Origin of the sequence: Thiocystis violascens DSM 198, assembly GCF_000227745.2 — a bacterium.
Lineage (GTDB): Bacteria > Pseudomonadota > Gammaproteobacteria > Chromatiales > Chromatiaceae > Chromatium > Chromatium violascens.
This window is the reverse complement of the sequence record NC_018012.1, coordinates 4950705-4972330: the sequence shown is the minus strand read 5'-3', so window position 1 is coordinate 4972330 and position 21626 is coordinate 4950705. Positions and strand designations below refer to the sequence as shown.

Genomic DNA, 21626 nt, shown 5'->3' with positions numbered 1-21626 from the left:
CGCAATTCACTTAAACTGCACCCCGAGTCCCGATTGACGAGGAATTGACGCATGTTCGAGGCAACAAAAGTCGGCCGCTCGGTCAGCAAGGAAGATTACAAAGAGCAGCAGGAGGAACTGCGCACGCAACTGTTGGCCGCCCAGCGCGATTTGAGAGCATTCAATGTTCCCGTGATCGTACTGGTCTCGGGCGTCGAAGCGGCGGGCAAGGGCGAGGTGATCAACCGTCTCAACGAATGGCTGGATGCGCGCGGGGTGCAGACGTTCGCCTTTTGGGACGAGTCCGACGAGGAACGCGAGCGTCCGCGCTACTGGCGCTTCTGGCGCTCGATGCCCCCACGCGGCGAGATTTCGATCCTCTTCGGCGGCTGGTATCAGACCCCCATCGAGCATCGCTTCAAGGGTCACTGCACCGACGCGGAACTGGACGGCGAACTCAACCGCATCGTCGACTTCGAGCGTATGCTGATCCAGGATGGCGCGCTGATCGTCAAGTTCTGGTTCCACATGTCCGAGACGGATCAAAAAGCCCGCCTGAAGGAGCTTTCCCGCGACGACAAGAGCCGCTGGAAAATGCTCCCGGAGAAGAGCAAATTCTCGGAACATTACGCCGCTTTCGAGCAGGTCGCCGAGCGGGTCATCCTGCACACCGACCGCGGGGTCTCGCCCTGGTATCTGATCGAGGCTGGCGACCGGCGGTATCGCGATCTGACCGTCGGCAAGACCCTGCTGCATTCCATTCGCTCCCGGCTCAGCGAAGCCACGACCGAGGAGCAGAACAACAGCCTGGTCAGCCCGGATCTGCCGAGCAGCGCCAGCGCCCAGATCACCCTGCTCGACCAACTGGATCTGTCGCTCGCCATCCCGCGCGACGATTACAAGACCGAGCTGAAACGCCTGCAAACCGAGATCAACGAACTCGCCTGGACCGCCTACAATAAAAAGCGTTCGACCGTCCTGATGTTCGAGGGCGTGGACGCCGGCGGCAAGGGCGGCGCGATCCGGCGCATCACCAGCAGCATCGACGCCCGACTCTACCGCGCCATCCCGGTCGCCGCGCCCACCGACGAGGAAAAGGCGCACCATTATCTGTGGCGTTTCTGGCGGCACATCCCCCGCGCCGGCTATATCACGCTCTACGACCGCTCCTGGTATGGTCGGGTCTTGGTCGAGCGGGTCGAGGGCTTTGCCGGCGATGCCGAATGGCGGCGCGCTTACTCGGAGATCAATCGCTTCGAGGAGCAACTGGTCGACAGCGGCGTGATTCTGATCAAATTCTGGCTGCACATCAGCCAGGACGAACAGCTCAAGCGCTTCAAGGACCGCGAGAACGTCCCCTACAAACGCTACAAAATCACCGAGGACGACTGGCGCAACCGCGAGAAATGGCCGCACTACAAGGAGGCCGTCAATGAGATGGTCGCCCGTACCAGCACCAAGCACGCGGCCTGGACCCTGGTCGAGGGCAACGACAAACCCTATGCCCGCATCAAGGTCATGCGCACCATCTGCGATACCCTGACCGAGGCATTGAAGCGGGATCCGACGCCCACCACCGGTTACGTCCCCTGCGGAGACAAGCGGATCGAGGACGTGAAGAAGCCGAACGGAAACCATTGAACCGCGTCCGGCAGCGTCTGCGTCAGGTGCGCATTGGCGCGGACCCCGCCGCCCTCCGCGAGCAGCGCGTTGCACTCGACGCTCCGGCGGTCAGACCGGGGTCGACAGACCGGAATCCTCGCCGCCACCGCCTGTTGGTACCCTACGAAAACGCCTGACTGACCGCTGCTTTCCCCGCCGACTTCGGCAACAGAAACGCCAGCCCGCCGAGAATCAGGGTACTGCCCAACAGGAACAGATGCAGATTGACCGCGCCAGCCAGCGCCAGTTTGGGGTCGACCCCCAGTGGCGCCAGCGCCGCGACCGCCGCCAGTTCGTAACTGCCGCTGCCGGCAATGCCGTGAAAGGGCAGCACGCTGGAGAGTTCGGCGCCCATGACGCCGGCGAGCAGACGCCATAAATCCAACGGCAGAAAGAACCTCAGCAGACTGGTGAAGGCCGCGAACTTGAGGCTCCAGATCAGGGCCGTCCAACCATAGACCCGCGCGACCAGCCAGTGATCGCCGGGCGCGGCCAGCAGCACCCGGCGAATGATCGAGCGGATCTTGCCGTCCCCGGCCAGCCGCGCCGTCTCGCCCATCCCGCTGACAAGCACGACGAGCGCCAGCCCTCCGACCCAGAGCAGAGCCAGACCCCACCAGATCCAGGAGGGATGGCTCAGATTCAGGATGAGGATCGCGATCAGGGCCAGAAAATGCAGATCCAGCAGCCGGATCCACAGCAGCGCCGCAGCCGAATCCAGCAGTCCATGACCGAAATACCGGCGCATCAGCCAGGGAAAAACGAACTCGCCGGCGCGCATGGGCAGCAGATTGTTCGCCGTGTTATGCAAGATGCTCAGACGCAGCACGACCGGAAATTGCCCGTTGAAGCGGGGTCGAAAATAGTCATGGACCCGCACCGCGCGCAGGGCGTAACTGAGCGCCGTCAGCAGAAACAGCCAGCCGAGCAGCCAGGGCGAGAGTTCGCGCCAGGGCGCGAGCAACGGCCCCCAACCGATCGACCAGTGCACGGCGGCGAGCAGGGCCAGCAGCAGGGTTCCGCCCAGGATCCAATCGCGCCCGCGCCCAAGCCGCGGGGCGCCCTGCCCCTTCGTCTCCTCGTTCATCGGGCTCATTTGCGGCGTCTCCGTTTCGGCGGATAGATCGGCGGTTCGCCGGGCGGACGGGTCTTGAAGCGACGATGGACCCAGAAATACTGCTCCGGCATGCTGTGAAGACGCGCCTCGATGACCGCGTTCATGCGCGCGGTATCCTTTTGCGGATCGCCGCTGGGGAAATCTTCAAGCGGCGGGTCGAAGATCACCTCCAGCCCGCGCCCCCAGGGCAGAAAGCGCGCGAAGGTCGGGATCACGACCGCATCGGTCATGGCCGCGAAACGCCCGAGCATGGGCACGGTCGCGGCGGACAGACCGCAGAAGGGGACGAAGATCCCGCGCCGTCCGGCATCCTGATCGGGCAGATAAATGAAGGGCGCGCCCTTGCGGATCTCGCGAATGAGTCCACGCAGATCGTCCTGACGCTCGACCGGGATACTGCCGAACTGACAGCGGGCGCGGCGTACCCGCCAGTCCATGACCGGGTTGCGGACTTTCTGATACATATGGACGCCCGGATGGACCAGGGCGGTAAAGGCCGCGCCGCCGAGTTCCAGCGCGATGAAATGGGGCGCCAGCAGAATCACCGGGCGTCCCTCGGCGATGCAGGCATCGATGAATTCGCGGTTGCGGACGCGTGTCAGGCGGGCGATCCGGGCGCGCGAGATGCCCCAGCGCACTCCCTGACTCAACGCCGCGACCCCGAGCCAGCCGAAATGGGCGCGGAGAATGCGCTCGCGCTCGGTCGCGCTCGCGTCGGGCAGGCAAAGCTCCAGATTGCGGCGCCCGACCAGTCGTCGCGCGCTGGCGAACCGATAGCCCAAGCGACCTAACAGGGTGCCAAGCGCCCAGATCACGGGAAAGGGCAGCCGTCCCAGCCCCTGAATCATCCCGACGGCAACCCAACTCAGCCAATAGCGCGGATGCGAGAGCACGGTTCAATTCTCGAACTTGAAATAGATATCGGCGCCTGGATTCTCGCCGGTCTCGGTTTGCAACTCGATATGGCGGGAAAGGTTATACCGCAGCCGGACCTTATTGTCCTCGTCGCCGAGCCCGCTCTCATATTCCATATAAATCTTTGGGGCGATGTAGGTGCCGACCGCGAGCCCGGCCTGGTCGCTCCGGTCGTTCGCGGAGGGCGGGATTCCCGTCATGAGATATTTGGTGATTTCGGCCTGGGTCATTCCCGGATCGCTTTCGGAGAAAAAGGCCAGCTTGGGATTACGCAGGGTGCCGAGCACCCGCACACCAGCGGTAGTATCGCCGCCCTCGCGCTCGGCCTGGAGCAGCAGACCGGGGTTGCCGATGGGAGTCTTGGCGAAGATCAGACGGCCCTGGGTGATCGTCAACGGGGCGCCCAATTCGGCGGCCAGCCCGAATCCGCCAGACAGTCGGTATTCACCCTCGACGATCTGCAGCTGACCGTCGCCGAGCATGTCCCTGCCCGGCGCCTGAATCACGCTGAGACCGCCCTCCAGCCGACCGCGCACGCCGAAGGCATCGATGCTCACCTCATCCCCCAATACCAACCGGAGATCCAGCGAGAACGGATAGGACGACTTTTCACCGCTTGCCCTGAGCGCAGTCGCAGGGCCTTCCAGGACGACATCGCGTGATGGCGAGACGGCTCCAGCCGGAATCGCGCGGGGGCGGATGCGCGCCTCGGGGACACGGATCTCGCCGCGCAGGGCAGCCTCCTTCGAGGTCGCCTCCAGGTCGAAGGTGGGCGAGACGAGCGCGAAGTATTCTTTGGTGTCGGCCACCTTCAGCCGATCCCCGGACGCCTTGAACCGGGCGGCGAAACCGCCGCCGCCGAATCGGCTGTCCCCCGACAGATCGAGCCGGCCGCCGCCGATGTCCGCCTGACCTTGCAGTTCCATCCGTTCGAGCGTGGGAGCGATGGCGCTCAGGTTCAGATCCTTGACCTTGAGCGCGATCAAGGGCACCTCGAAGTTGACGTTCCGAAGATCCGCCCGACCCTTGACTCCAGGTTCGGCCAGCGTACCGCCCAGGGTCAGGTCGGCATCCAGCGAACCGCTCAGCCGCGCGATGTCCGGAACCAGATTGGCGATCCGCGCCAGACCCCGGACATCGGCCCGGACACGCCCATTCAAGGGCTGACCCGGACGCGCCGGGGCATCGAGCCGCCAGCCGGGTAGACTCAGATCGCCCGCGATCTCGCCGAGATCCTTGAGCGGCAGACCGAGCCGGGCGGACAATCCCCGCGCGCTCGCATCGAGCGTCAGACGGGCGCGCGAAAAATCCAGCGTCTCGCGTTTCCCCTGCCCCAGTGCAAGCTGGATCCGCCCGTCGGGAATCTCCGCGGTGGCGGAGCCGTCGAGCACCCCGTTCGCCGCCTGGAAGTTCCCCTTGAGCCGGGCGCCACCCTCGGCGCTCAGGTTCTCGGGCAGCAGACCCGCCAGCAGACCGAAGTCGAGCTTGTCCAGATCCAGGCTGACGGTCCAGCGTCCGGCATCCGTCTGGTCGAAGGACATGCAGCCGCCGGAGCCTTGCGCGTGACGAATGCAAAGCGGACCGGCGGCGATCTTGGGTTGCTCCAGACTGAAGGGCGTCGGGCGTTGCAGACGCCAGGCCCCAAAATCAGCCGTCTTGAGATCGAGCGTCGCGAGCTGTCCGCGATAGGCGCCGCCCGCCGCCAGAGCGCCGGTCGCGGCGAGATTGAGCGAGAGCGGATCGCCGGTCAGGGCGACCGAGAGTCGATGATCCGGCATGGAGCCGCCCCCACGCAGCGCCAGCGCGCTCCAGCGCATCCCACCCGCGAACAGATTCTGGCCGTCCAACTGGAGCGCAAACCGGCCATTGGGAGCCAGGTCCACCTCGGCGGTCCCGGCCAGCGAGGCAATCCCCTGCCCCGCCAGTTCGGCGTCGGTCGCCGACAGATCCAGGGCAATCCGAGGCGCGTCGAGCGTCCCCTGGACCTTGCCGGTCGCTTTCAGGCGCCCCCGAGCCTCCGGCAGCAGGCTCGCCAGGTCGGGCGATTCCAGGGCGAGCGCAAGCTCTAGGCGTTCGTCGATCACGCCATCGACCCGCGCTGTGCTGGGTCCGGACTCGGCTGTCAGGCGCTCGATGCGAATTGTTTTTCCTGCCATCGCGATTTTGCCAGCGGCGGCGATCGGGTAGCCCCGCAGCGTTCCCTTCAATCCATCAATGACCGCTGTGAGCATCGGGCCGTCGTCTTCCAACGTGCCCTGACTCGTCAGCCGGCCATCGATCCGGCCAGGCCAGTCCGGTGCATAAGTGCCTGGATTGATTCCAGCCAGCGCGAGACTGGCCTCCCAGGTCAGGCGCGGCGCGAAGACGACCTTGGCCTGACCGTCGATGCGGCCGTCCAGCAGGTCCAGACGCAGGGTCTTCAGGTCGGTGCGATTGCGGTCGCCGGTCCCGTTCAGGGTCAGATTCGCCGGCGGCAGACCGGGGCCGACCGTCGTCGCGGTCAGGCCATAGTCGAAACCGTCCAGCCCGCCCTGGCTGGCGAGCCGTAGGCTCAGTCGATCCTCCAGCCCCGCGACGAACTCACCCGGATTGAGATTCCGGCCGGCGAGCGTCAGGTTCCAGGTCGGCGCTGGCGACCAGGCCACATCGCCCGAACCTTCGAGCAGACCGCCCAGCGTCTCGATCCTCAGGGTTTCGAGGTGTGTGCCTTCCGGTCTGCCGCTGCCTTGCAGCGCCAGTCTGGCGGCGGGGAAACCCGGCCCCAGCGCCTCGGTGGACAACGCATACGCGAAGGCGTCGAAATCTCCGGACAGATCCAGATCGCCCTGCGGCGACTGGGCCACCAGATCGCCGATCAAGGGCCAGCGCAGACGTTTCCAGTTCCCCTTGAGCGCGAACTGACCGGGGCTGGGATTGAGATCGACCTGTCCCTGGGCGCTGAAAACGGCCTCGGACACCTGCTCGGTCAGCTCCAGCGCGCGGATCGAGAGCACGCGCTCCTTCCAGAGCACATCCAGCGCAACGGCCAGATGTCCGAAATCCGGGAGATTCGGCGCGCGGGCATCGACGGTGCCGGTGAGCGTCGCCGCGTCCAGATTGCCGCGCGTCTCCAGTCGAGCGACGGTCTCCACAGCGGGCAAATCCGGTCGGAAGGCGGGAAGATCAACCCGCGGGATCCTGATCAGCCCATCCCAACTCGGACGTCCCAGGACATCCTGAACATGGGCATCCAGCTCCGCCTCGACCGCGCCCGTGACACGATGCTGGATCGTCAGCCGCTGCAGATCGCCCCCGATGCGGCCCTTGCCGACCAATCGGACAGCGGGCGCCATGCTCAAGTCCCAATCGAGGCCAAGATCCAGGGGATAATGCCCCAGCAGATTGGCGCGACCCTGGGCAATGGCGCTGAACTGGAGGCTCTGTATCCGAACCTCGACGCGGGTCAGGTTGACCTCGCTCCCCTGTGCGTGCGCGCTGAGCGTGGCAAGGTCGAGGACGAATCCAGGTTCCTCCTCGCCCGGCGCGAAGACCCTTAGACGTTCGACCAGGACGTCACCGAGTTCGACCCGCAGCGGCAGATCGATTTCCGGTAGGAGAAAGGGCTCCTTTTCTTCATCCAGGCTGGGCGCGACCACCAGATCGATGTCGCGCACCGCCAGTTGTTGGACGGACAGGATGCCGGAGAAAACCGACCAGGGCGACCAATCGAGGTCGAGCGTGCCGATCGTCAGGTCGATCGCCGGCAGACGCATTTTGATCCCTTCCAGATGCAGCCGGCCCAACGCACGCCCATCGACCTGCGCGACGCTCAGGATGCCCGGAACCAGATCCTCGGCGAGCGCGATGGCGACGCGCAGACCGGTCTGCGTGCCGAGCGTCAGCGCGATCAGCAGGATCAGGGCCAGCAGGAGTTGCAACGGGACGGCGACCAGCCAAGGCAGGCGCCAGCGGCGAGGCGATGGGGAACGGGCGTCCTTTTCGTCCGCGGGCGGGACGTCCGCCCCCCCGGAAGACGGTTCCAAGCCCCCATCCAGGGCGACGGCATCGCTGTCTGATCGCTCGCTCACAGATCTGGCCCAATCACGATATGCAGCCGGGCCGGCGGCAATCCGCCCTCGTCATCGCCCTGATCCTTGGTCAAGGCGAAGGCGAGATCCAGCCGGACCTGTCCAATGGGCGAGGCCCAACGCACGCCGAACCCGGCACTCTGCGCGAAGCGTTGCTCGTAATCCGGATCGAAGGCGTTGCCGAAATCGGTGAAAATCGCCGCGCTCCAGGGGCCTTTGATCTGGCGCTCCAGCTCCAAACTCCCGACCGCCAGATAACGCCCGCCGACAGCGGCATCCGTGACCGGATCGTTCGGCCCCAGCGCATCGAACCCCCAGCCGCGGATGGAATTGTCGCCGCCGGCATAGAAACGCCGACTCGCCGGCAGATCGTCGACGCTGTCAGCCAGGGTCGCGCCCAGGTCGGTCCGGGTGATGACGCGGTAGCGTTCGGCGAAGCGCCGGACCCATTTGAACTGGATCTGGCCGCTCAGATAGGAGGCTTCGGAGATCAGCCCCTGCACGGCGCCCAACAGGGTGTACTTGATCCGATAACCTCGGTTGGTATTGATCGGATCATCCGAGACGGTCTTCGACCAGGACAGCGTCGGAACCAGTTCGCTGGTCGCGCCGAGCGCATCGGACGAATCGGAGGCGAGTTCCAGATCCTCGTACCGATAATCGAGTCCGAGATTGCGCCGCCAGCCGCGCGGAGTCAGAGTGGAATGGGCCGCCTGAACCGAGTGCACCCAACCCTTTCGGGTCGCGGTATCCGTATAGGTGGACTGGGGCTTGATGATGATGTAGTCGCGGGTGGGATCCTGGATCGGGATGCGATAATCCAGTTCCAAATTCGACAGCGCCGGCGCCAGACTCAGTTCGGTACGCAGTTTATGCCCCCAGCGATTGAGATAGCGGCGGCGCCAATCCATGCTCAGGCGCGGCCCGACATCGGTCGCGTACCCCAGGCCAATGCGATATTTGTTCGGCAGATTGCGCTTGGCGATCACCTCGATCGGGATCTCGTGGTTCGGACCGGCCTGATCCGTCAGCGGCACGATTTCGACATCGCTGTAATATTCGCTGCCGAGCAGTCGCCCCTGCAAACCGAGCAGCAGATCCGGGTCATAGACCACGCCCGGCTTGAACTTCACATAGCGGCGCAACAGATCCTCGTCGAGCAGATCCTGCTGAAACCGGACCTTGCCAATGCGGTATTGCGGACCGGTGTCCAGATGAAATTCAATCCGCGCGTCATAGGCAACCGGGTCGACGAGCACTTGATGGCGCAACAACTGCGCATCCAGGTACCCCTCCTGCGAGGCCGTATAACGAAGATCGGCCTTGGCCTTTTCATAGACGGAATGCAGCAGGACATCGCCCACCCGCATGGGGAATTCTTTCGGGAATCCGGGGTTGTCGGCACCCTCCCCGGTCACCTGATACGTCACCGATCCGATCTTGATCGGCTCGCCTGGATTGACTCGGTACACCGCCGTCCAGCGTCCGTTCGGGTCGGCGGCCGGCTCCAGGCGATCCTCCACCGCGACGCGATAGAAGCCAAACGGCGCCAGCGCCTCGCGGATCTGCTCGGGCGCCAGACGATGCAGACCGAGAATGCGCTCCGGGATCAGATCGCGATCATCGCGCTCCTGATAGATCGCCAGGAGCGCCAGGACATTGGCCTGCGGCTGACCTTCGAGTCCCTCGACCTTGACGTCGAGCGTCAGCGCATGCAGCAACCCCGTCGGCAGTAGGAGACCAACCAGCAGGAGACGGACGAAAAGCCCCTGTCCCGAACGTCTCGCGAACGATAACCGCCGTTTTGACCACCCGGGCTCACCCGGCAACCACGCCATCTTTCAGGCCGGCTCCGCGCCATAGCCGGCGGCGATCACCGCGGCGATCAGCGCGTTCGCGTCCGCGTCCGCCGGACCCGCGACCCGCGCCACTCCCCGCGCCAGATCCACCTCGACCGATTCCACGCCCGGCACCGCCTGAATGGCCTCCGTCACCGCCTTGACGCAGTGCTGGCAGCTCATGCCCGAGATCTTCAGTTCAATCGTCATGGTGTCTTCTCCCAACCGATTCGCCTGCAGCGGAATGAGCGATGCCCTTATTGCGAGGCCATGAAACGCGCCGCGCCCAGTAAAGGAGTGTGGGGTTGCAGGATGACGCAGACCGGCATCCGGCGCATCAGCGGTTCCATCCGGCCCTTATCGAAAAAACCCTCAAGAAACTGCCCGTTGCGCAAGGCCGACAGATTCTTCAAGGCAATGCCGCCCCCCAGAAAGACGCCGCCCAGGGCCATTTGTTTCAAGGCCAGATTCCCCGCCTCACGTCCATACAGACGCATGAACAGGCCCATGGTCTCGACGCAGAGCGGGCAACGATCATCGGCCGCCGCCTGCGCGACCGCGGCGGCGGTATCGCCTCCTTCGGCAATCGCCTGCCTCAGCCAGGCCGGCGGCTCGGCGCCACGATGGACCAGCAGAAACTCGTAGAGATTGGCGATTCCCATCCCCGATACCACGCGCTCCCAACTCACCCGTCCGAAACGCGCCTTCAGATGGGTCAGGAGCGCGAATTCCAGGTCGTCGGCGGGCGCGAAATCGGTATGTCCGCCCTCGGTCGCAAAGGCATGATGCCGCACGCCATCCCAATACAGGCCAGCCTGACCGAGCCCGGTCCCGGCGGCCACCACGCAGGCATTGCCCGTGCCGATCCCATCGCCGGGATGGATCACGGCCAGATCCTGAGGCCCGAGCGCGTCCACGCCCCAGGCGACCGCCTCCAGATCGTTCAAAAGATCGACGCCGGCAAACCCGAACGAGTGTTCCAGTTCGTCGGCATCCAGGATCCAGGGCAGATTCGTGGTCTCGCAACGACGATCCTGAATGGGACCGGCGACCGCGAAGGCCGCGAAACGACAGATCAACCCCGTTTCCCCGCAATAGCGGCGCACGATCTGATCGAGCGACTCGAAGGCCGCGCTCGGGTAACGCCTGGGTTCAGTCAGCGTCACGGTCTCGCCATCGGTCTGGGCGACGCCGAGTGCCGTCTTGGTTCCACCGATGTCACCCACCAGTAAGCGCATAAAAGAGTCTCCTTCATCGGACGGTGGACGGCCTACCCATGGGTTGAACCGATGGCGCCGGAATGGCAGGTGGGGATGATAACAAGATGCGCACGCGGCGGCGAAGTACTGGGCGATCAGATCCGCGTGTGGCGCCGCTGCCCGCGCCCGATGGCGTGGGCAATCGCGAACGAACGGAAGATCGGTTATTTCGCGGGAGTCGCGCCGGGCTGGGTCGCGGTCGACGGATACGCGGGATAGGCGTAGCCAGGATATCCGTAGCCAGTATATCCGTAGCCAGGATAACCATAGACTGGCGCGCCCCAGCCGTAGGGAACACCGTAGCCGCCATAGGGGTAACCATAGCCACCGTAGGGATATCCATAGGGACCGCCATACCAGGGACCGCCGCCCCAGGGGCCATCGCCCCAGCGACCATTGTCCCAATTGAATGGATTCCAACCCCAGAAGGCGTTGGCGGACATGGAGCCAAGCGCGGAGACGCCCGCAACCATGGCGGCCAGCATCAATCGTTTTGTCGTCATCATGGTTCACCTCTCTCAAAGGCTGTTTTTGAGACGGCCCGGGCCTGCATGCCCAGACCGCGAGTTAAAGATTAGGCAGTGAAAAAGCCGATCACGTTGATATCGATCAATTGCTTTTCAGATGGACGTGCATTTTCATGCGCTCTCGCCATGACTGGACCAAAAGACGAGGATTCCGGAATGGCTTGGGGCGTGTCATGAGGCCAACGATGCGTTGCGATGGGACGGCGGGAACGATTTCGCGGACGATCGCTTGATCCTTCACGAACGCGCCCGCACTCAGAGTGCGGGTTAGAGTCGATTGAAACCGCGCCCCGCCGATCCACGTCGTGCGCTCTCGACGCCCAAAATGATCGTCAAAATGTATCGCGTCGATCTTTATAATCGATTTTCCATATCAAAAGACTTGCTTTATCGTTCGTTTCGTTGGCGGCAACGACCTGCCAACCAAGCCTTAAACCCAACCTTTTCCACCAATCCATCTCATCGAACATTGGAGTATCGACATGTTGCAGGATCGTACCGGAAGCCGCGTCCCCGAGGTCACCTTTCGCACCCGCAGTGGTCACGAGTGGGTCGATGTGACGACCAACGACATCTTTGCCGGCAAGACCGTCGCGGTTTTCTCCCTGCCAGGCGCCTTCACGCCCACCTGCTCGTCCTCGCATGTGCCGCGCTACAATCAACTGATGCCGGTCTTCAAGCAGCACGGCGTCGACGAAATCGTCTGCATGTCGGTCAACGACACCTTTGTCATGAACGAATGGCAAAAGACCCAGAATGCCGACAACCTGATGTTCATCCCTGACGGCAACGGCGAGTTCAGCGAGGGCATGGGCCTGCTGGTGGACAAGAGCGACATCGGCTTCGGCAAGCGTTCCTGGCGTTACTCCATGCTGGTGCGCGATGGCGTAATCGAAAAGATGTTCATCGAGCCCGAGGTCGAAGGCGACCCCTATGGCGTCTCCGACGCCGATACCATGCTGGAGTATCTGGCGCCGAGCGCGCCCAAGCCGCTGAATGCGACCGTCATGACCCGCGACGGTTGCCCGTTCTGCGCCAAGGCCAAGGAGGCGCTGAAGAGCGCGGGGATCGCCTACGAGGAACTGCTGCTCAACCGCGACTACACCGAGCAGAGCCTGCGCGCGGTTGCCAATGCCACGTCGGTGCCGCAGGTCTTCATCGACGGTCAGTTGATCGGCGGTTCCGACAAACTGGAGGACTGGCTGAAGACTCGCACGATCTGAAGCCACTGAAACATTAAGCCTGTCGGCTGAGTTGCCGCGGTTGGCAACCCGGCGGGGCTACTGGAATCGCCGGTCTCTGACCGGCGATTCACTGTCTGGCTGGCGGTCGGATCGGCGACGGAATGGGATCGCGCCAGCGCGTTTTCGTCCGGTCGGAGACCGGACGCCCCAGGGCCGGCTGCAAGCCGGCGGTCCCAGGCGCGCGCGCCCGCTGGCAATGCCTCGCCCGCCATTCATCGACACGGATTCAAATTAGGAGAGAGTGTATGAGTCAGCATTTCGACTTGATCGCCATCGGAGGTGGCAGCGGCGGCTTGGCGGTGGCGGAAAAGGCCGCTCAATTCGGCCAGCGGGTTGCCCTGATCGAGTCCGCAAAGCTCGGCGGAACCTGCGTCAACGCCGGCTGCGTTCCGAAGAAGGTCATGTGGTACGCCGCCAGTCTTGCCGAGGCGGTCGCCGGCGCGCCCGAGTTCGGCGCGCTCGCTCGCTCGGAAGGTCTCGACTGGTCGGCGCTGGTCGCCGGACGCAATCGCTACGTCGCCAACATCAACCAGTACTGGGACGGCTACGTCGAACGGGAGGGGATCACCCGGATCGATGGTCAGGCCCGCTTCGTCGATGCGCAGACCATCGCGGTCGGCGATCAGCAGTACAGCGCCGATCATATCGTCATCGCCACCGGTGGCCGGCCCATCGTGCCGCGCATGCCGGGGGCGGAACTCGGCATCGATTCCGATGGATTCTTCAAACTTGAGACCCAGCCCAAGCGCGTGGCCATCGTCGGCGGCGGTTATATCGGCGTCGAGTTGGCGGGCGTACTGAGCGCCTTCGGCACCGAAGTGACGGTCGTCGCACTGGAAGACCGGCTCCTGTGGCTCTTCGATCCGCTCATCAGCGCGACCCTGCGCGAGAACATGGACGCGCACGGCATCACAACCCGGCTCGAATTCGAGGTGGCCGGACTCGAACAGGATGCGGAAGGTCTCACGCTAGCCGCCCGGAACGGCGAACGTCTCACCGGATTCGACCAGATCATCTGGGCCGTCGGCCGCGCGCCCAATACCCGCGAACTCAACCTGGACGCGGCCGGTGTGGAGTGCAAACCCAACGGCATCATCCCGACCGACGCCTTCCAGAACACCAATGTCCCCGGCGTCTACGCCATCGGCGACGTCACCGGCCGCGAGCCCCTGACCCCCGTCGCGGTCGCCGCCGGCCGCCGCCTGGCCGAGCGCCTGTTCAACGACAAACCGGGACTCAAGCTCGACTATGACAACGTCCCGACCGTCGTCTTCACCCACCCGCCACTCGGCAAGGTCGGCCTGACCGAACCCGAGGCGCGCGAACGTTTCGGCGATATTCTGACGATTTATGAGACCAGCTTCACGCCCATGCGCTACGCACTCAATGCGCATGGGCCAAAGACGGCGATGAAACTGGTCTGCGCCGGCCCCGAGGAGCGCGTCGTCGGCATCCATCTGATCGGCGATGGCGTCGACGAGATGCTGCAAGGGTTCGGCGTCGCCGTGAAGATGGGCGCGACCAAGGCGGATCTGGACGCAACGGTTGCCATTCACCCCTCCAGCGCGGAGGAACTGGTGACGCTGAAGGTGCCTGTGCGTCGACCGGGGGATGCGCTCTAAACCGCGCCCGGTCGACATGCGCGGCTGAAAAACAGTGTTTACACTCTGAAACGGTCTGGCGACAAGGGAGACGCCGGGGATGGGGTGGACGGGCGAGACGCCCGTCCACCGGTATCAATTGAGTCGCATCGAATACCCGGCACTGACGACTGATCGTCCCGGCTGCTCCAAAACGCCATGGGCTTTCAGAAAGCGCATCATGGCCGTCGAGAAATCCTCCATCCCGATCGGAAACCACAACTGCCAGACGCCAGGCTCCAGTCGATACACGCCTCCCATGCGATGCTCGCTGCTATACAGCGCCACGCACTCGCCATAATCGAACACCAGGGTCGTCTCGTCGGCGAGATCGGCTTGCGAGAGTCCGGGCGGGAGTGGAAATGCAATCATGACAGTCTCCAGTGGCGATTATTTTTCATTCCAATTCGCTTGGCGGCTTCGATACCGTTGCCGCGTTGTCCGTGTGACGTCGATACTTTGACAAATCGGCGACGCCATGGTTGAGACATCCGTCGAAAATTTCGCCATGACGACGCGCCGCGACGAACGCGTTCGCGAACTCGATATGCACCTGCGGATGGAATCGCCGGAGGGGAAACGCGAAGCGCTGCCAGTCGTGCTGGCGGAAACAACGGAGGTTCCCAATACGTCAAGCGCGCTGACGTGCTGAGTCAGTGCCCATTCTCAATGGCCACCAGGAAGCCGATGCCGACTGGAAATATGTTAAAAGCCGCGTGAACCAGGAGACTGGATCGCGCCGCACGGAGACGTACAACACGAGAGGAGTTGGAACCACCAACCCTAATGTGCGGCGACGCCAAGGTCGCCGAACAGGATTTATAGCACCTGCCTCTCTCCATTGATTTCGAAGGCCAGCTCACCGTCTTCGACCCGGACCCGGACCGCACCGCCACCCACCAGTTCGCCGAACAGCAATTCGTTGGCAAGCGGTTTCTTGATGTGGTTCTGGATGACGCGGGCCATGGGACGCGCGCCCATCTTGGGATCATAGCCCTTCTCGGCAATCCAGCGACGGGCCTCGGCATCGACGCTCAGGCTGACCTTCTTCTCTTCCAGTTGCTGTTCCAGCTCGAAGACGAACTTATCGACCACGCTGCGGATGGTTTCCTCGCCCAGCGAGCCGAACTGAACGACGGCGTCGAGCCGGTTGCGGAATTCGGGCGAGAAGTAGCGCTTGAGTGCCTCCAAACCGTCGGTCGAGTGATCCTGTTCGGTGAAACCGATCGAGCGGCGCGCGGTCTCCTCGGCGCCGGCGTTGGTGGTCATGACGAGCACCACGCTACGGAAATCCGCCTTGCGCCCATTGTTGTCGGTCAGTGTGCCGTGATCCATCACCTGCAGCAGCAGATTGAACACATCCGGATGAGCCTTTTCGATCTCGTCGAGCAATAACACCGAGTGCGGATGCTTGTTGATCTGCTCGGTCAGCAGCCCGCCCTGATCGAAGCCGACATAACCGGGCGGCGCGCCGATCAGACGCGAGACGGTGTGCCGCTCCATGTACTCGGACATATCGAAACGCAGCAGTTCCATCCCGAGGATGCGGGCCAACTGGCGCGTGACCTCGGTCTTGCCGACGCCCGTCGGTCCGGTGAAGAGGAATGAACCGATGGGCTTGCCCTCATTGCCCAGCCCCGAGCGATTCATGCGGATCGCCGAGGTCAGTGCGTCGATGGCCGGATCCTGACCATAGACCACCATCTTGAGATCGCGATCCAGGTTCTTGAGCGATTCGGTATCGGACACCGAGACGCGCTTGGACGGAATCCGCGCCATCTTGGCGACGATGGCCTCGACATCCGCCACGTCGATGCGTTTTTTTCGCTTGGCCGGGCTTTTCAGTTGCACATGGGCGCCGGCCTCGTCGATCACGTCGATCGCCTTGTCGGGCAAATGACGATCGTTGATATAGCGGCTCGACAGTTCGGCGGCGGCGCGCAGGGCCGGATTGGTATAGGTGACCTGATGATGCTCCTCGAAGCGGGATTTGAGCCCCTTGAGAATCTCGAAGGTCTCCTCGATCGAAGGCTCGTCTACGTCGATCTTCTGAAAGCGCCGCGCGAGCGCCCGGTCTTTCTCGAAGATGCCGCGATATTCCTGATAGGTGGTCGAGCCGATGCAACGCAGATCGCCGGAGGCCAGCACCGGCTTGATGAGATTCGAGGCGTCCATCACCCCGCCCGAGGCGGAGCCTGCGCCGATGATGGTGTGGATCTCGTCAATGAAGAGAATCGCGTGCGGCTGGCGCTTGAGTTGCGCGAGCACCGCTTTCAGGCGTTTTTCGAAGTCGCCGCGATATTTGGTGCCCGCGACCAGAGCGCCGAGATCAAGCGCATAGATCACAGCATTGTTCAGAATTTCGGGAACCTCGCCATCGACGATCATCTTGGCCAGACCCTCGGCAATCGCGGTCTTGCCCACTCCGGCCTCGCCGACGAACAAGGGATTGTTCTTGCGTCGCCGGCACAGGATCTGAATGGTGCGTTCCACCTCGGGGCCGCGGCCGATCAGCGGATCGATGCGGCCCTGACGTGCCATCTCGTTCAGGTTGGAGGCGAAATTTTCGAGTGGACTGGAACCTTCCTTCTCTTCCCCGCGCACCTCGTCCGGCTCGCCCGGCGCATCGTCTTCCTGATTTTCGCCCGGCACCTTGGAAATGCCGTGGGAGATGTAATTGACGACGTCGAGCCGGGTGACATCCTGCTGATTGAGCAGATACACCGCCTGGGAGTCCTGCTCGCTGAAGAGCGCAACCAGGACGTTGGCCCCGGTCACCTCCTTCTTGCCGGCGGACTGGACATGGAACACGGCGCGCTGAAGCACCCGCTGGAAACCGAGCGTGGGCTGAGTATCGCGCTCTTCCTTCGCGGGGATCAGCGGTGTGGTCTCTTCGATGAAGGCCGAAATCTCCCGGCGTAGACGATCCGCGTCCAGCCCGCAGGCCCGCAGCACCTTGGCGGCCGTCGGATTGTCCAGCAGCGACAGCAGCATATGTTCCACGGTCATGTATTCGTGGTGTTTGGCGCGCGCCTCCTTGAAGGCCCGGTTCAGTGTAAATTCGAGTTCTTTGCTCAGCATCGGCCTGTTCCAAGCGGGGGGTTTAGGAAACCATAACACTGTGCCGCACTGCGGTCTTCAAACAGCGCCTACGCCTCTTCCATTGTACACATCAGCGGATGCTGATTGCTGCGCGCGTAATCGTTCACCTGCGCGACCTTGGTCTCGGCGATCTCCTTGGTGAAGACGCCGCAGACGCCAACGCCCCGGGTATGCACATGGAGCATGACCTGGGTCGCCTTGTCGCGGTTCATACTGAAAAAAATCTCAAGAACGAGCACCACGAACTCCATCGGAGTGTAATCGTCGTTCAGTAACAGGACTTTGAACAAGGGCGGACGCCGTAATTTGGGTCGGGCCTCTTGGACGGTCAGCCCGGATTCGCGTTCGTCCCCTGGTATATCGTCACTCATGATCTCGAATTCTAGTCAAAAAATGATCGTCCGCGATGCGCATCCATCGGTTCGCGCGGCGAAAGTCGGGATTGGCGAAAGTCCGTGCGCCCACTTGCGCCATCGATCGGCAATCGGTTGTGAAACCGCGGAAAACGGATTCGGACGAAGAGCCGGTTTGACCAGCGAAATCAACTCACTATACTACTGAATTGTGGTGCCGATCGCCGGATTCAAGGTACGGTATCAGACAACAATAATGACCACCAAACGAAAGACCCATCATCCCGGGAGGAGTGCGCCAAATGATTACCGGTGTCGTCAAATGGTTCAATAACGCCAAAGGCTATGGTTTTGTGCAACCCGAAGGACGCGACGAAGATGTATTCGTCCACTTTTCGTCCATCGACATGGATGGTTACAAGACGTTGCGCGAGGGACAACGGGTCGAGTTCGAGTTGAGTCAGGGCCCCAAGGGACTCCACGCGGCCAATGTCCATCAAGTCAGTTGATGTTTTTAAAGCGCATTTAAAAACATTGTCTTAACTTACCATGAGCGGGTTTGCACCAAAGCCATTGGCCTTGGTGCAAGCCATCCCGCCGCTTCCTGGCAATCGATTCGCGCCAGACTCCGCCTACATCTTCCCGACCACCGCCGCGCCAAAGCCCGAGCAACTCAGCTTGGTCGCGCCGTCCATCAGTCGATCCAGGTCATAGGTCACGGTCTTGGCCGCGATCGCGCCCTCCACACCCTTGATGATCAGATCGGCCGCCTCGACCCAACCCATGTGACGCAACATCATCTCGGCCGATAGGATGAGCGAACTGGGATTGACCTGATCCTTGCCGGCATACTTGGGCGCGGTGCCATGGGTCGCCTCGAACATCGCCACCGAATCGGACAGATTCGCGCCGGGCGCCATGCCGATCCCGCCGACCTGAGCCGCCAGCGCGTCGGAGATATAGTCACCGTTCAGATTCAGGGTCGCGATCACGGAATAGTCCTTCGGGCGCAGCAGGATCTGTTGCAGGAAGGCATCGGCGATCACGTCCTTGACGACGATCTCGGTCCCGGTTTTGGGATTCTTGAAGCTGCACCAGGGGCCGCCGTCGATTTCCACCGCGCCGAATTCCGCCTTGGCCAGATCATAGCCCCACTGCTTGAAGGCACCCTCGGTGAACTTCATGATGTTGCCCTTGTGCACCAGGGTCAGCGACGGGCGGTCATTGTCGATGACGTATTGGAGCGCCTTGCGCACCAGACGTTCCGTGCCCTCGCGCGAGACCGGCTTGATACCGATCCCGGAGGTCTCGGGGAAGCGGATCTTGGTCACGCCCATCTCGTTGCGGAGGAAGTCGATGACCTTCCGCGCCTCGGGCGTGCCTTCCTGCCACTCGATACCGGCATAGATGTCTTCCGAATTCTCGCGGAAGATCACCATATCGGTATGCTCGGGCGCTTTCAATGGGCTCGGCGTACCGGTGAAATAGCGCACCGGGCGCAGACAGACATAGAGATCCAGTTGCTGACGCAGGGTGACGTTGAGCGAACGGATCCCGCCGCCAACCGGCGTCGTCAATGGCCCCTTGATCGACACGACGAAATCCTTGACCGCCGCGAGCGTTTCGTCCGGCAGCCAGACATCCTCGCCATAGGTGCGGGTCGACTTCTCGCCGGCGTAGATCTCCATCCATTGGATCTGGCGCGAGCCGCCATAGGCTTTCGCCACTGCCGCATCGACCACCGAGCACATGACCGGCGTGATGTCGATGCCGATGCCGTCGCCTTCGATATACGGAATGATCGGCTGGTTGGGGACGTTCAGCGACAGGTCAGCGTTGACCTGGATCTTCTCGCCGGTTGCCGGAATCTGGATTTTTTCGTAGGCCATGGGTGCTGTTCTCTTGGATCTTTTGGAAGATTGCCACAAAAACGTCATCCTACCACCGAGCCCAAGCGTTGCGCAGACCGAAGACGCTGTGTTTCGCGCGTCTTCAGACGTTTTATCGCTATTAAGTGCGTATCACTGTCGCCGGCCATAACAACACCAGATCAGTGACGATTGAACGCCGAAACGGCAGTTGCAAGGTGTCGAGATTCGCCTGAGCATAGGCGCGCGCCCGTTCCAGCCAGCGGGCGACGACTTCGATCTCCTGGCCTGCGCCGCCAGTCTCCGACGCCTGTTGTCCGGGCTTGCGCCGGTTGAGCAATTCCAGCACCGCCTCGTCGCGGATCAGCATCAGGTCATCGGCGTCACCGACCGTCACCCCGGCAATCACCTGACGCACCTGTCCGCTCTGACTGGTCAGGGCGTCGAGGAAGCGAAAGATCGCCAGCGGATGCTCAAGCTCCCTGCTCAACGCCAATGCGCCTTCCCATTCGCCAGCCTGAGCTAGCGCCTGATCGAAAAGCTGATGACCCACGCCGACGATGCGTTTGGCTTCGTCGTTGTCGCGCGGATTGCGGTGAAAAATCAGCCCCTCATAGCGGGTACGGATGCCGGGGGCATTGAGCCAGGCATCCGGGGTCTTGAAGCTGAACACGCCGTCGTCGCATTCCGGGCAGCGGCGGTGATGGACGATCATCCCCGTTGATGAAGCCAACCGACGCCTCGCCAAACCGCGCCATCAGAGTCGAGACCATCAGTGCCTGGGGCACCTTTTATTCGGTGAACAGCAGCACCGACCGTCCGGTATAGCGAGTATCGATCAGCTCGCCGATGCGCAGCATCTTGCTTTCGTCCACGATTGGCCCGGCGGCGTCCAGCAGTGCTTTAAGGTGCGGCAGCTCGTCCTCCATGAGTTGAAACCGCGCCTGCCGCGTCCACTGGTCGAAGGCCGCGAAGACATCCGCATCGGCGTCATCCTCCGAACCTTCGGAGTTAACCTGTTCCTCCCGGAAGGTCGCGACCTGTTGTTCCAGATTGGCCAGACGCTTACGCAGCGCGGAGCAAATCGCCGCAACCGAGCTAGAAGCGATCTTCTGCTTGAAATTGCGGATCAGTATCTCGCGCAGTCGCGGCAGTTGCTCGGGTTCCAGGCGGTGCAGACTGAAGTCGTCGGGTCGCGGCAGGCTCATCAGCGACCAGAACCCGAAAGGCTTGCCGCGATGCGGTGTGCCGGTAAAGAACAGACAGGACTCCACCCGCTCCTCGGCGACCAGCCGCTCGACGAATTTGAAGCCCAGCGTCTTGCCGGTCGCTTCGTCGGCATTGAGATGATGCGCCTCGTCGACGATCAGCATGTCCCAGCGCGGGGCATCCAGCAGGCGCTCATGACGCCCCTTGCGATCCGCGCGCAGTGTCGGCAGGGAGGCGACGACCTGATGGTGCGTGCTCCAGAAGTCGGCCTTGGGCGTATCCACCTCGGACCGGTACAGCGACAGGCGAATATCGAACAGCGTCCGCAGCCGGTACTGCCATTGCTCGACCAACGCGGCGGGGGTGAGGATCAGCAGACGCCGAACCCGACCGCTCGACAGCAGCGGCCAGAGGATCAGACCGGCCTCAATGGTCTTGCCCAGCCCCACGTCATCGGCGATCAGCAGTCGGATCGGCCAGTGCTGCAAGGCACGGTGACAGACCCAGAGTTGATGTGGCAACAGATCGATGCGCGAGCGCGAAAACACGCCCCAGGCATCGTTGAGCGAGCGGATCGCAGCTGACTGCGCCTTGAGTGTCAGTTCCAAAGCCAGCGACCAGTGACCGAGCCGCACCGCATCGGCGAGCGCCAGCCGTCGCGTGAGAATCGCCGCCTCGCAGGACTCGATGCGGTCGCCAAAACGCACGATGACCGTCGCGCCCCGATCGAATTCGTAGGGATACCTCAGGGTCTGTCCCAGTTTTTCCGCAGTTTTTCCGCAGTCAGGGGCGGCTGTCGCTTGGGGGGCTCGATCCGCCGAACTTAGCTCGGTTCATGGTGTTCTG

18 protein-coding genes are annotated in these 21626 nt (G+C 62.8%); 5 read left to right on the top strand and 13 right to left on the bottom strand.

Features of this window, described 5'->3' with window-relative positions:
* Positions 1–51 precede the first annotated feature (51 nt).
* On the top strand, positions 52–1620 hold the full coding sequence (gene pap, locus THIVI_RS22170; RefSeq protein ID WP_014780747.1) for a polyphosphate:AMP phosphotransferase: 1569 nt from the start codon (positions 52–54) through the stop codon (positions 1618–1620).
* Between the two features lie 142 nt (positions 1621–1762).
* On the opposite strand, the gene THIVI_RS22165 is transcribed toward pap, so the two are convergent.
* From THIVI_RS22165 to THIVI_RS22135, 7 genes are all read right to left on the bottom strand, one after another.
* On the bottom strand, positions 1763–2737 hold the full coding sequence (locus THIVI_RS22165; RefSeq protein ID WP_014780746.1) for a lysylphosphatidylglycerol synthase transmembrane domain-containing protein: 975 nt from the start codon (positions 2735–2737) through the stop codon (positions 1763–1765).
* Positions 2734–3651, bottom strand: a complete 918-nt coding sequence (locus tag THIVI_RS22160) for a lysophospholipid acyltransferase family protein (protein WP_014780745.1) — start codon at positions 3649–3651, stop codon at positions 2734–2736. The genes THIVI_RS22165 and THIVI_RS22160 overlap by 4 nt, the downstream gene beginning before the upstream one ends.
* Before the next feature lie 3 nt (positions 3652–3654).
* Complete coding sequence (locus THIVI_RS22155; protein WP_014780744.1) at positions 3655–7740, bottom strand: translocation/assembly module TamB domain-containing protein; 4086 nt, start codon at positions 7738–7740, stop codon at positions 3655–3657.
* A complete protein-coding gene (locus tag THIVI_RS22150; protein WP_014780743.1) occupies positions 7737–9578 on the bottom strand; it encodes an autotransporter assembly complex protein TamA in 1842 nt (613 codons plus the stop codon). The genes THIVI_RS22155 and THIVI_RS22150 overlap by 4 nt, the downstream gene beginning before the upstream one ends.
* Before the next feature lie 3 nt (positions 9579–9581).
* The gene (locus THIVI_RS22145; protein WP_014780742.1) at positions 9582–9788 is read right to left on the bottom strand and encodes a CopZ family metallochaperone; all 207 of its coding nucleotides are present in this window, start codon (positions 9786–9788) and stop codon (positions 9582–9584) included.
* Between the two features lie 47 nt (positions 9789–9835).
* Entirely contained in the window at positions 9836–10816 is a 981-nt protein-coding gene (glk, locus tag THIVI_RS22140; protein ID WP_014780741.1) for a glucokinase, read from the bottom strand.
* Between the two features lie 185 nt (positions 10817–11001).
* Positions 11002–11343: a hypothetical protein gene (locus THIVI_RS22135; protein ID WP_014780740.1), complete on the bottom strand. Its 342-nt coding sequence runs from the start codon at positions 11341–11343 to the stop codon at positions 11002–11004.
* Positions 11344–11846: 503 nt separating this feature from the next.
* On the opposite strand from THIVI_RS22135, the gene THIVI_RS22130 reads away from it, so the two are divergent.
* Both THIVI_RS22130 and gorA read left to right on the top strand, forming a co-directional pair.
* Complete coding sequence (locus THIVI_RS22130) at positions 11847–12587, top strand: glutathione peroxidase (RefSeq protein WP_014780739.1); 741 nt, start codon at positions 11847–11849, stop codon at positions 12585–12587.
* A gap of 266 nt (positions 12588–12853) precedes the next feature.
* Positions 12854–14230, top strand: a complete 1377-nt coding sequence (gene gorA, locus THIVI_RS22125; protein WP_014780738.1) for a glutathione-disulfide reductase — start codon at positions 12854–12856, stop codon at positions 14228–14230.
* A 114-nt stretch (positions 14231–14344) separates the two neighbouring features.
* Here gorA and THIVI_RS22120 read toward each other — a convergent pair whose 3' ends face one another.
* The gene (locus THIVI_RS22120) at positions 14345–14620 is read right to left on the bottom strand and encodes a hypothetical protein (RefSeq protein WP_014780737.1); all 276 of its coding nucleotides are present in this window, start codon (positions 14618–14620) and stop codon (positions 14345–14347) included.
* A gap of 136 nt (positions 14621–14756) precedes the next feature.
* Between THIVI_RS22120 and THIVI_RS25000 the strand changes: the two genes are divergently transcribed.
* A complete protein-coding gene (locus THIVI_RS25000; protein WP_157174545.1) occupies positions 14757–14900 on the top strand; it encodes a hypothetical protein in 144 nt (47 codons plus the stop codon).
* 167 nt (positions 14901–15067) lie between these two features.
* On the opposite strand, the gene clpA is transcribed toward THIVI_RS25000, so the two are convergent.
* Both clpA and clpS read right to left on the bottom strand, forming a co-directional pair.
* On the bottom strand, positions 15068–17329 hold the full coding sequence (gene clpA, locus THIVI_RS22115; RefSeq protein WP_014780735.1) for an ATP-dependent Clp protease ATP-binding subunit ClpA: 2262 nt from the start codon (positions 17327–17329) through the stop codon (positions 15068–15070).
* Between the two features lie 68 nt (positions 17330–17397).
* A complete protein-coding gene (clpS, locus tag THIVI_RS22110; protein ID WP_014780734.1) occupies positions 17398–17721 on the bottom strand; it encodes an ATP-dependent Clp protease adapter ClpS in 324 nt (107 codons plus the stop codon).
* Positions 17722–18005: 284 nt separating this feature from the next.
* Here clpS and THIVI_RS22105 point away from each other — a divergent pair, with 284 nt between their 5' ends.
* Positions 18006–18212, top strand: a complete 207-nt coding sequence (locus THIVI_RS22105) for a cold-shock protein (RefSeq protein ID WP_014780733.1) — start codon at positions 18006–18008, stop codon at positions 18210–18212.
* Between the two features lie 123 nt (positions 18213–18335).
* On the opposite strand, the gene icd is transcribed toward THIVI_RS22105, so the two are convergent.
* The 3 genes from icd to THIVI_RS25425 all read right to left on the bottom strand — a co-directional run bounded on the left by icd (position 18336) and on the right by THIVI_RS25425 (position 21487).
* Positions 18336–19592 carry an NADP-dependent isocitrate dehydrogenase gene (gene icd, locus THIVI_RS22100; protein WP_014780732.1) on the bottom strand — a complete coding sequence of 419 codons (1257 nt, stop codon included), beginning with the start codon at positions 19590–19592 and terminating at the stop codon, positions 18336–18338.
* 121 nt (positions 19593–19713) lie between these two features.
* On the bottom strand, positions 19714–20304 hold the full coding sequence (locus THIVI_RS25430; RefSeq protein ID WP_014780731.1) for a hypothetical protein: 591 nt from the start codon (positions 20302–20304) through the stop codon (positions 19714–19716).
* Between the two features lie 58 nt (positions 20305–20362).
* Positions 20363–21487 carry a DEAD/DEAH box helicase gene (locus THIVI_RS25425; protein WP_014780730.1) on the bottom strand — a complete coding sequence of 375 codons (1125 nt, stop codon included), beginning with the start codon at positions 21485–21487 and terminating at the stop codon, positions 20363–20365.
* Between the last annotated feature and the right edge of the window lie 139 nt (positions 21488–21626).

Coding starts and splice junctions, on each gene's coding strand:
- clpA (WP_014780735.1), bottom strand. CDS start 17,329: ATGCTGAGCAAAGAACTCGAATTTACACTGAACCGGGCCTTCAAGGAG.
- pap (WP_014780747.1), top strand. CDS start 52: ATGTTCGAGGCAACAAAAGTCGGCCGCTCGGTCAGCAAGGAAGATTAC.
- glk (WP_014780741.1), bottom strand. CDS start 10,816: ATGCGCTTACTGGTGGGTGACATCGGTGGAACCAAGACGGCACTCGGC.
- THIVI_RS22105 (WP_014780733.1), top strand. CDS start 18,006: ATGATTACCGGTGTCGTCAAATGGTTCAATAACGCCAAAGGCTATGGT.
- THIVI_RS22150 (WP_014780743.1), bottom strand. CDS start 9,578: ATGGCGTGGTTGCCGGGTGAGCCCGGGTGGTCAAAACGGCGGTTATCG.
- icd (WP_014780732.1), bottom strand. CDS start 19,592: ATGGCCTACGAAAAAATCCAGATTCCGGCAACCGGCGAGAAGATCCAG.
- THIVI_RS25000 (WP_157174545.1), top strand. CDS start 14,757: ATGACGACGCGCCGCGACGAACGCGTTCGCGAACTCGATATGCACCTG.
- THIVI_RS22130 (WP_014780739.1), top strand. CDS start 11,847: ATGTTGCAGGATCGTACCGGAAGCCGCGTCCCCGAGGTCACCTTTCGC.
- THIVI_RS22145 (WP_014780742.1), bottom strand. CDS start 9,788: ATGACGATTGAACTGAAGATCTCGGGCATGAGCTGCCAGCACTGCGTC.
- clpS (WP_014780734.1), bottom strand. CDS start 17,721: ATGAGTGACGATATACCAGGGGACGAACGCGAATCCGGGCTGACCGTC.
- THIVI_RS22120 (WP_014780737.1), bottom strand. CDS start 14,620: ATGATTGCATTTCCACTCCCGCCCGGACTCTCGCAAGCCGATCTCGCC.
- gorA (WP_014780738.1), top strand. CDS start 12,854: ATGAGTCAGCATTTCGACTTGATCGCCATCGGAGGTGGCAGCGGCGGC.
- THIVI_RS22135 (WP_014780740.1), bottom strand. CDS start 11,343: ATGATGACGACAAAACGATTGATGCTGGCCGCCATGGTTGCGGGCGTC.
- THIVI_RS22165 (WP_014780746.1), bottom strand. CDS start 2,737: ATGAGCCCGATGAACGAGGAGACGAAGGGGCAGGGCGCCCCGCGGCTT.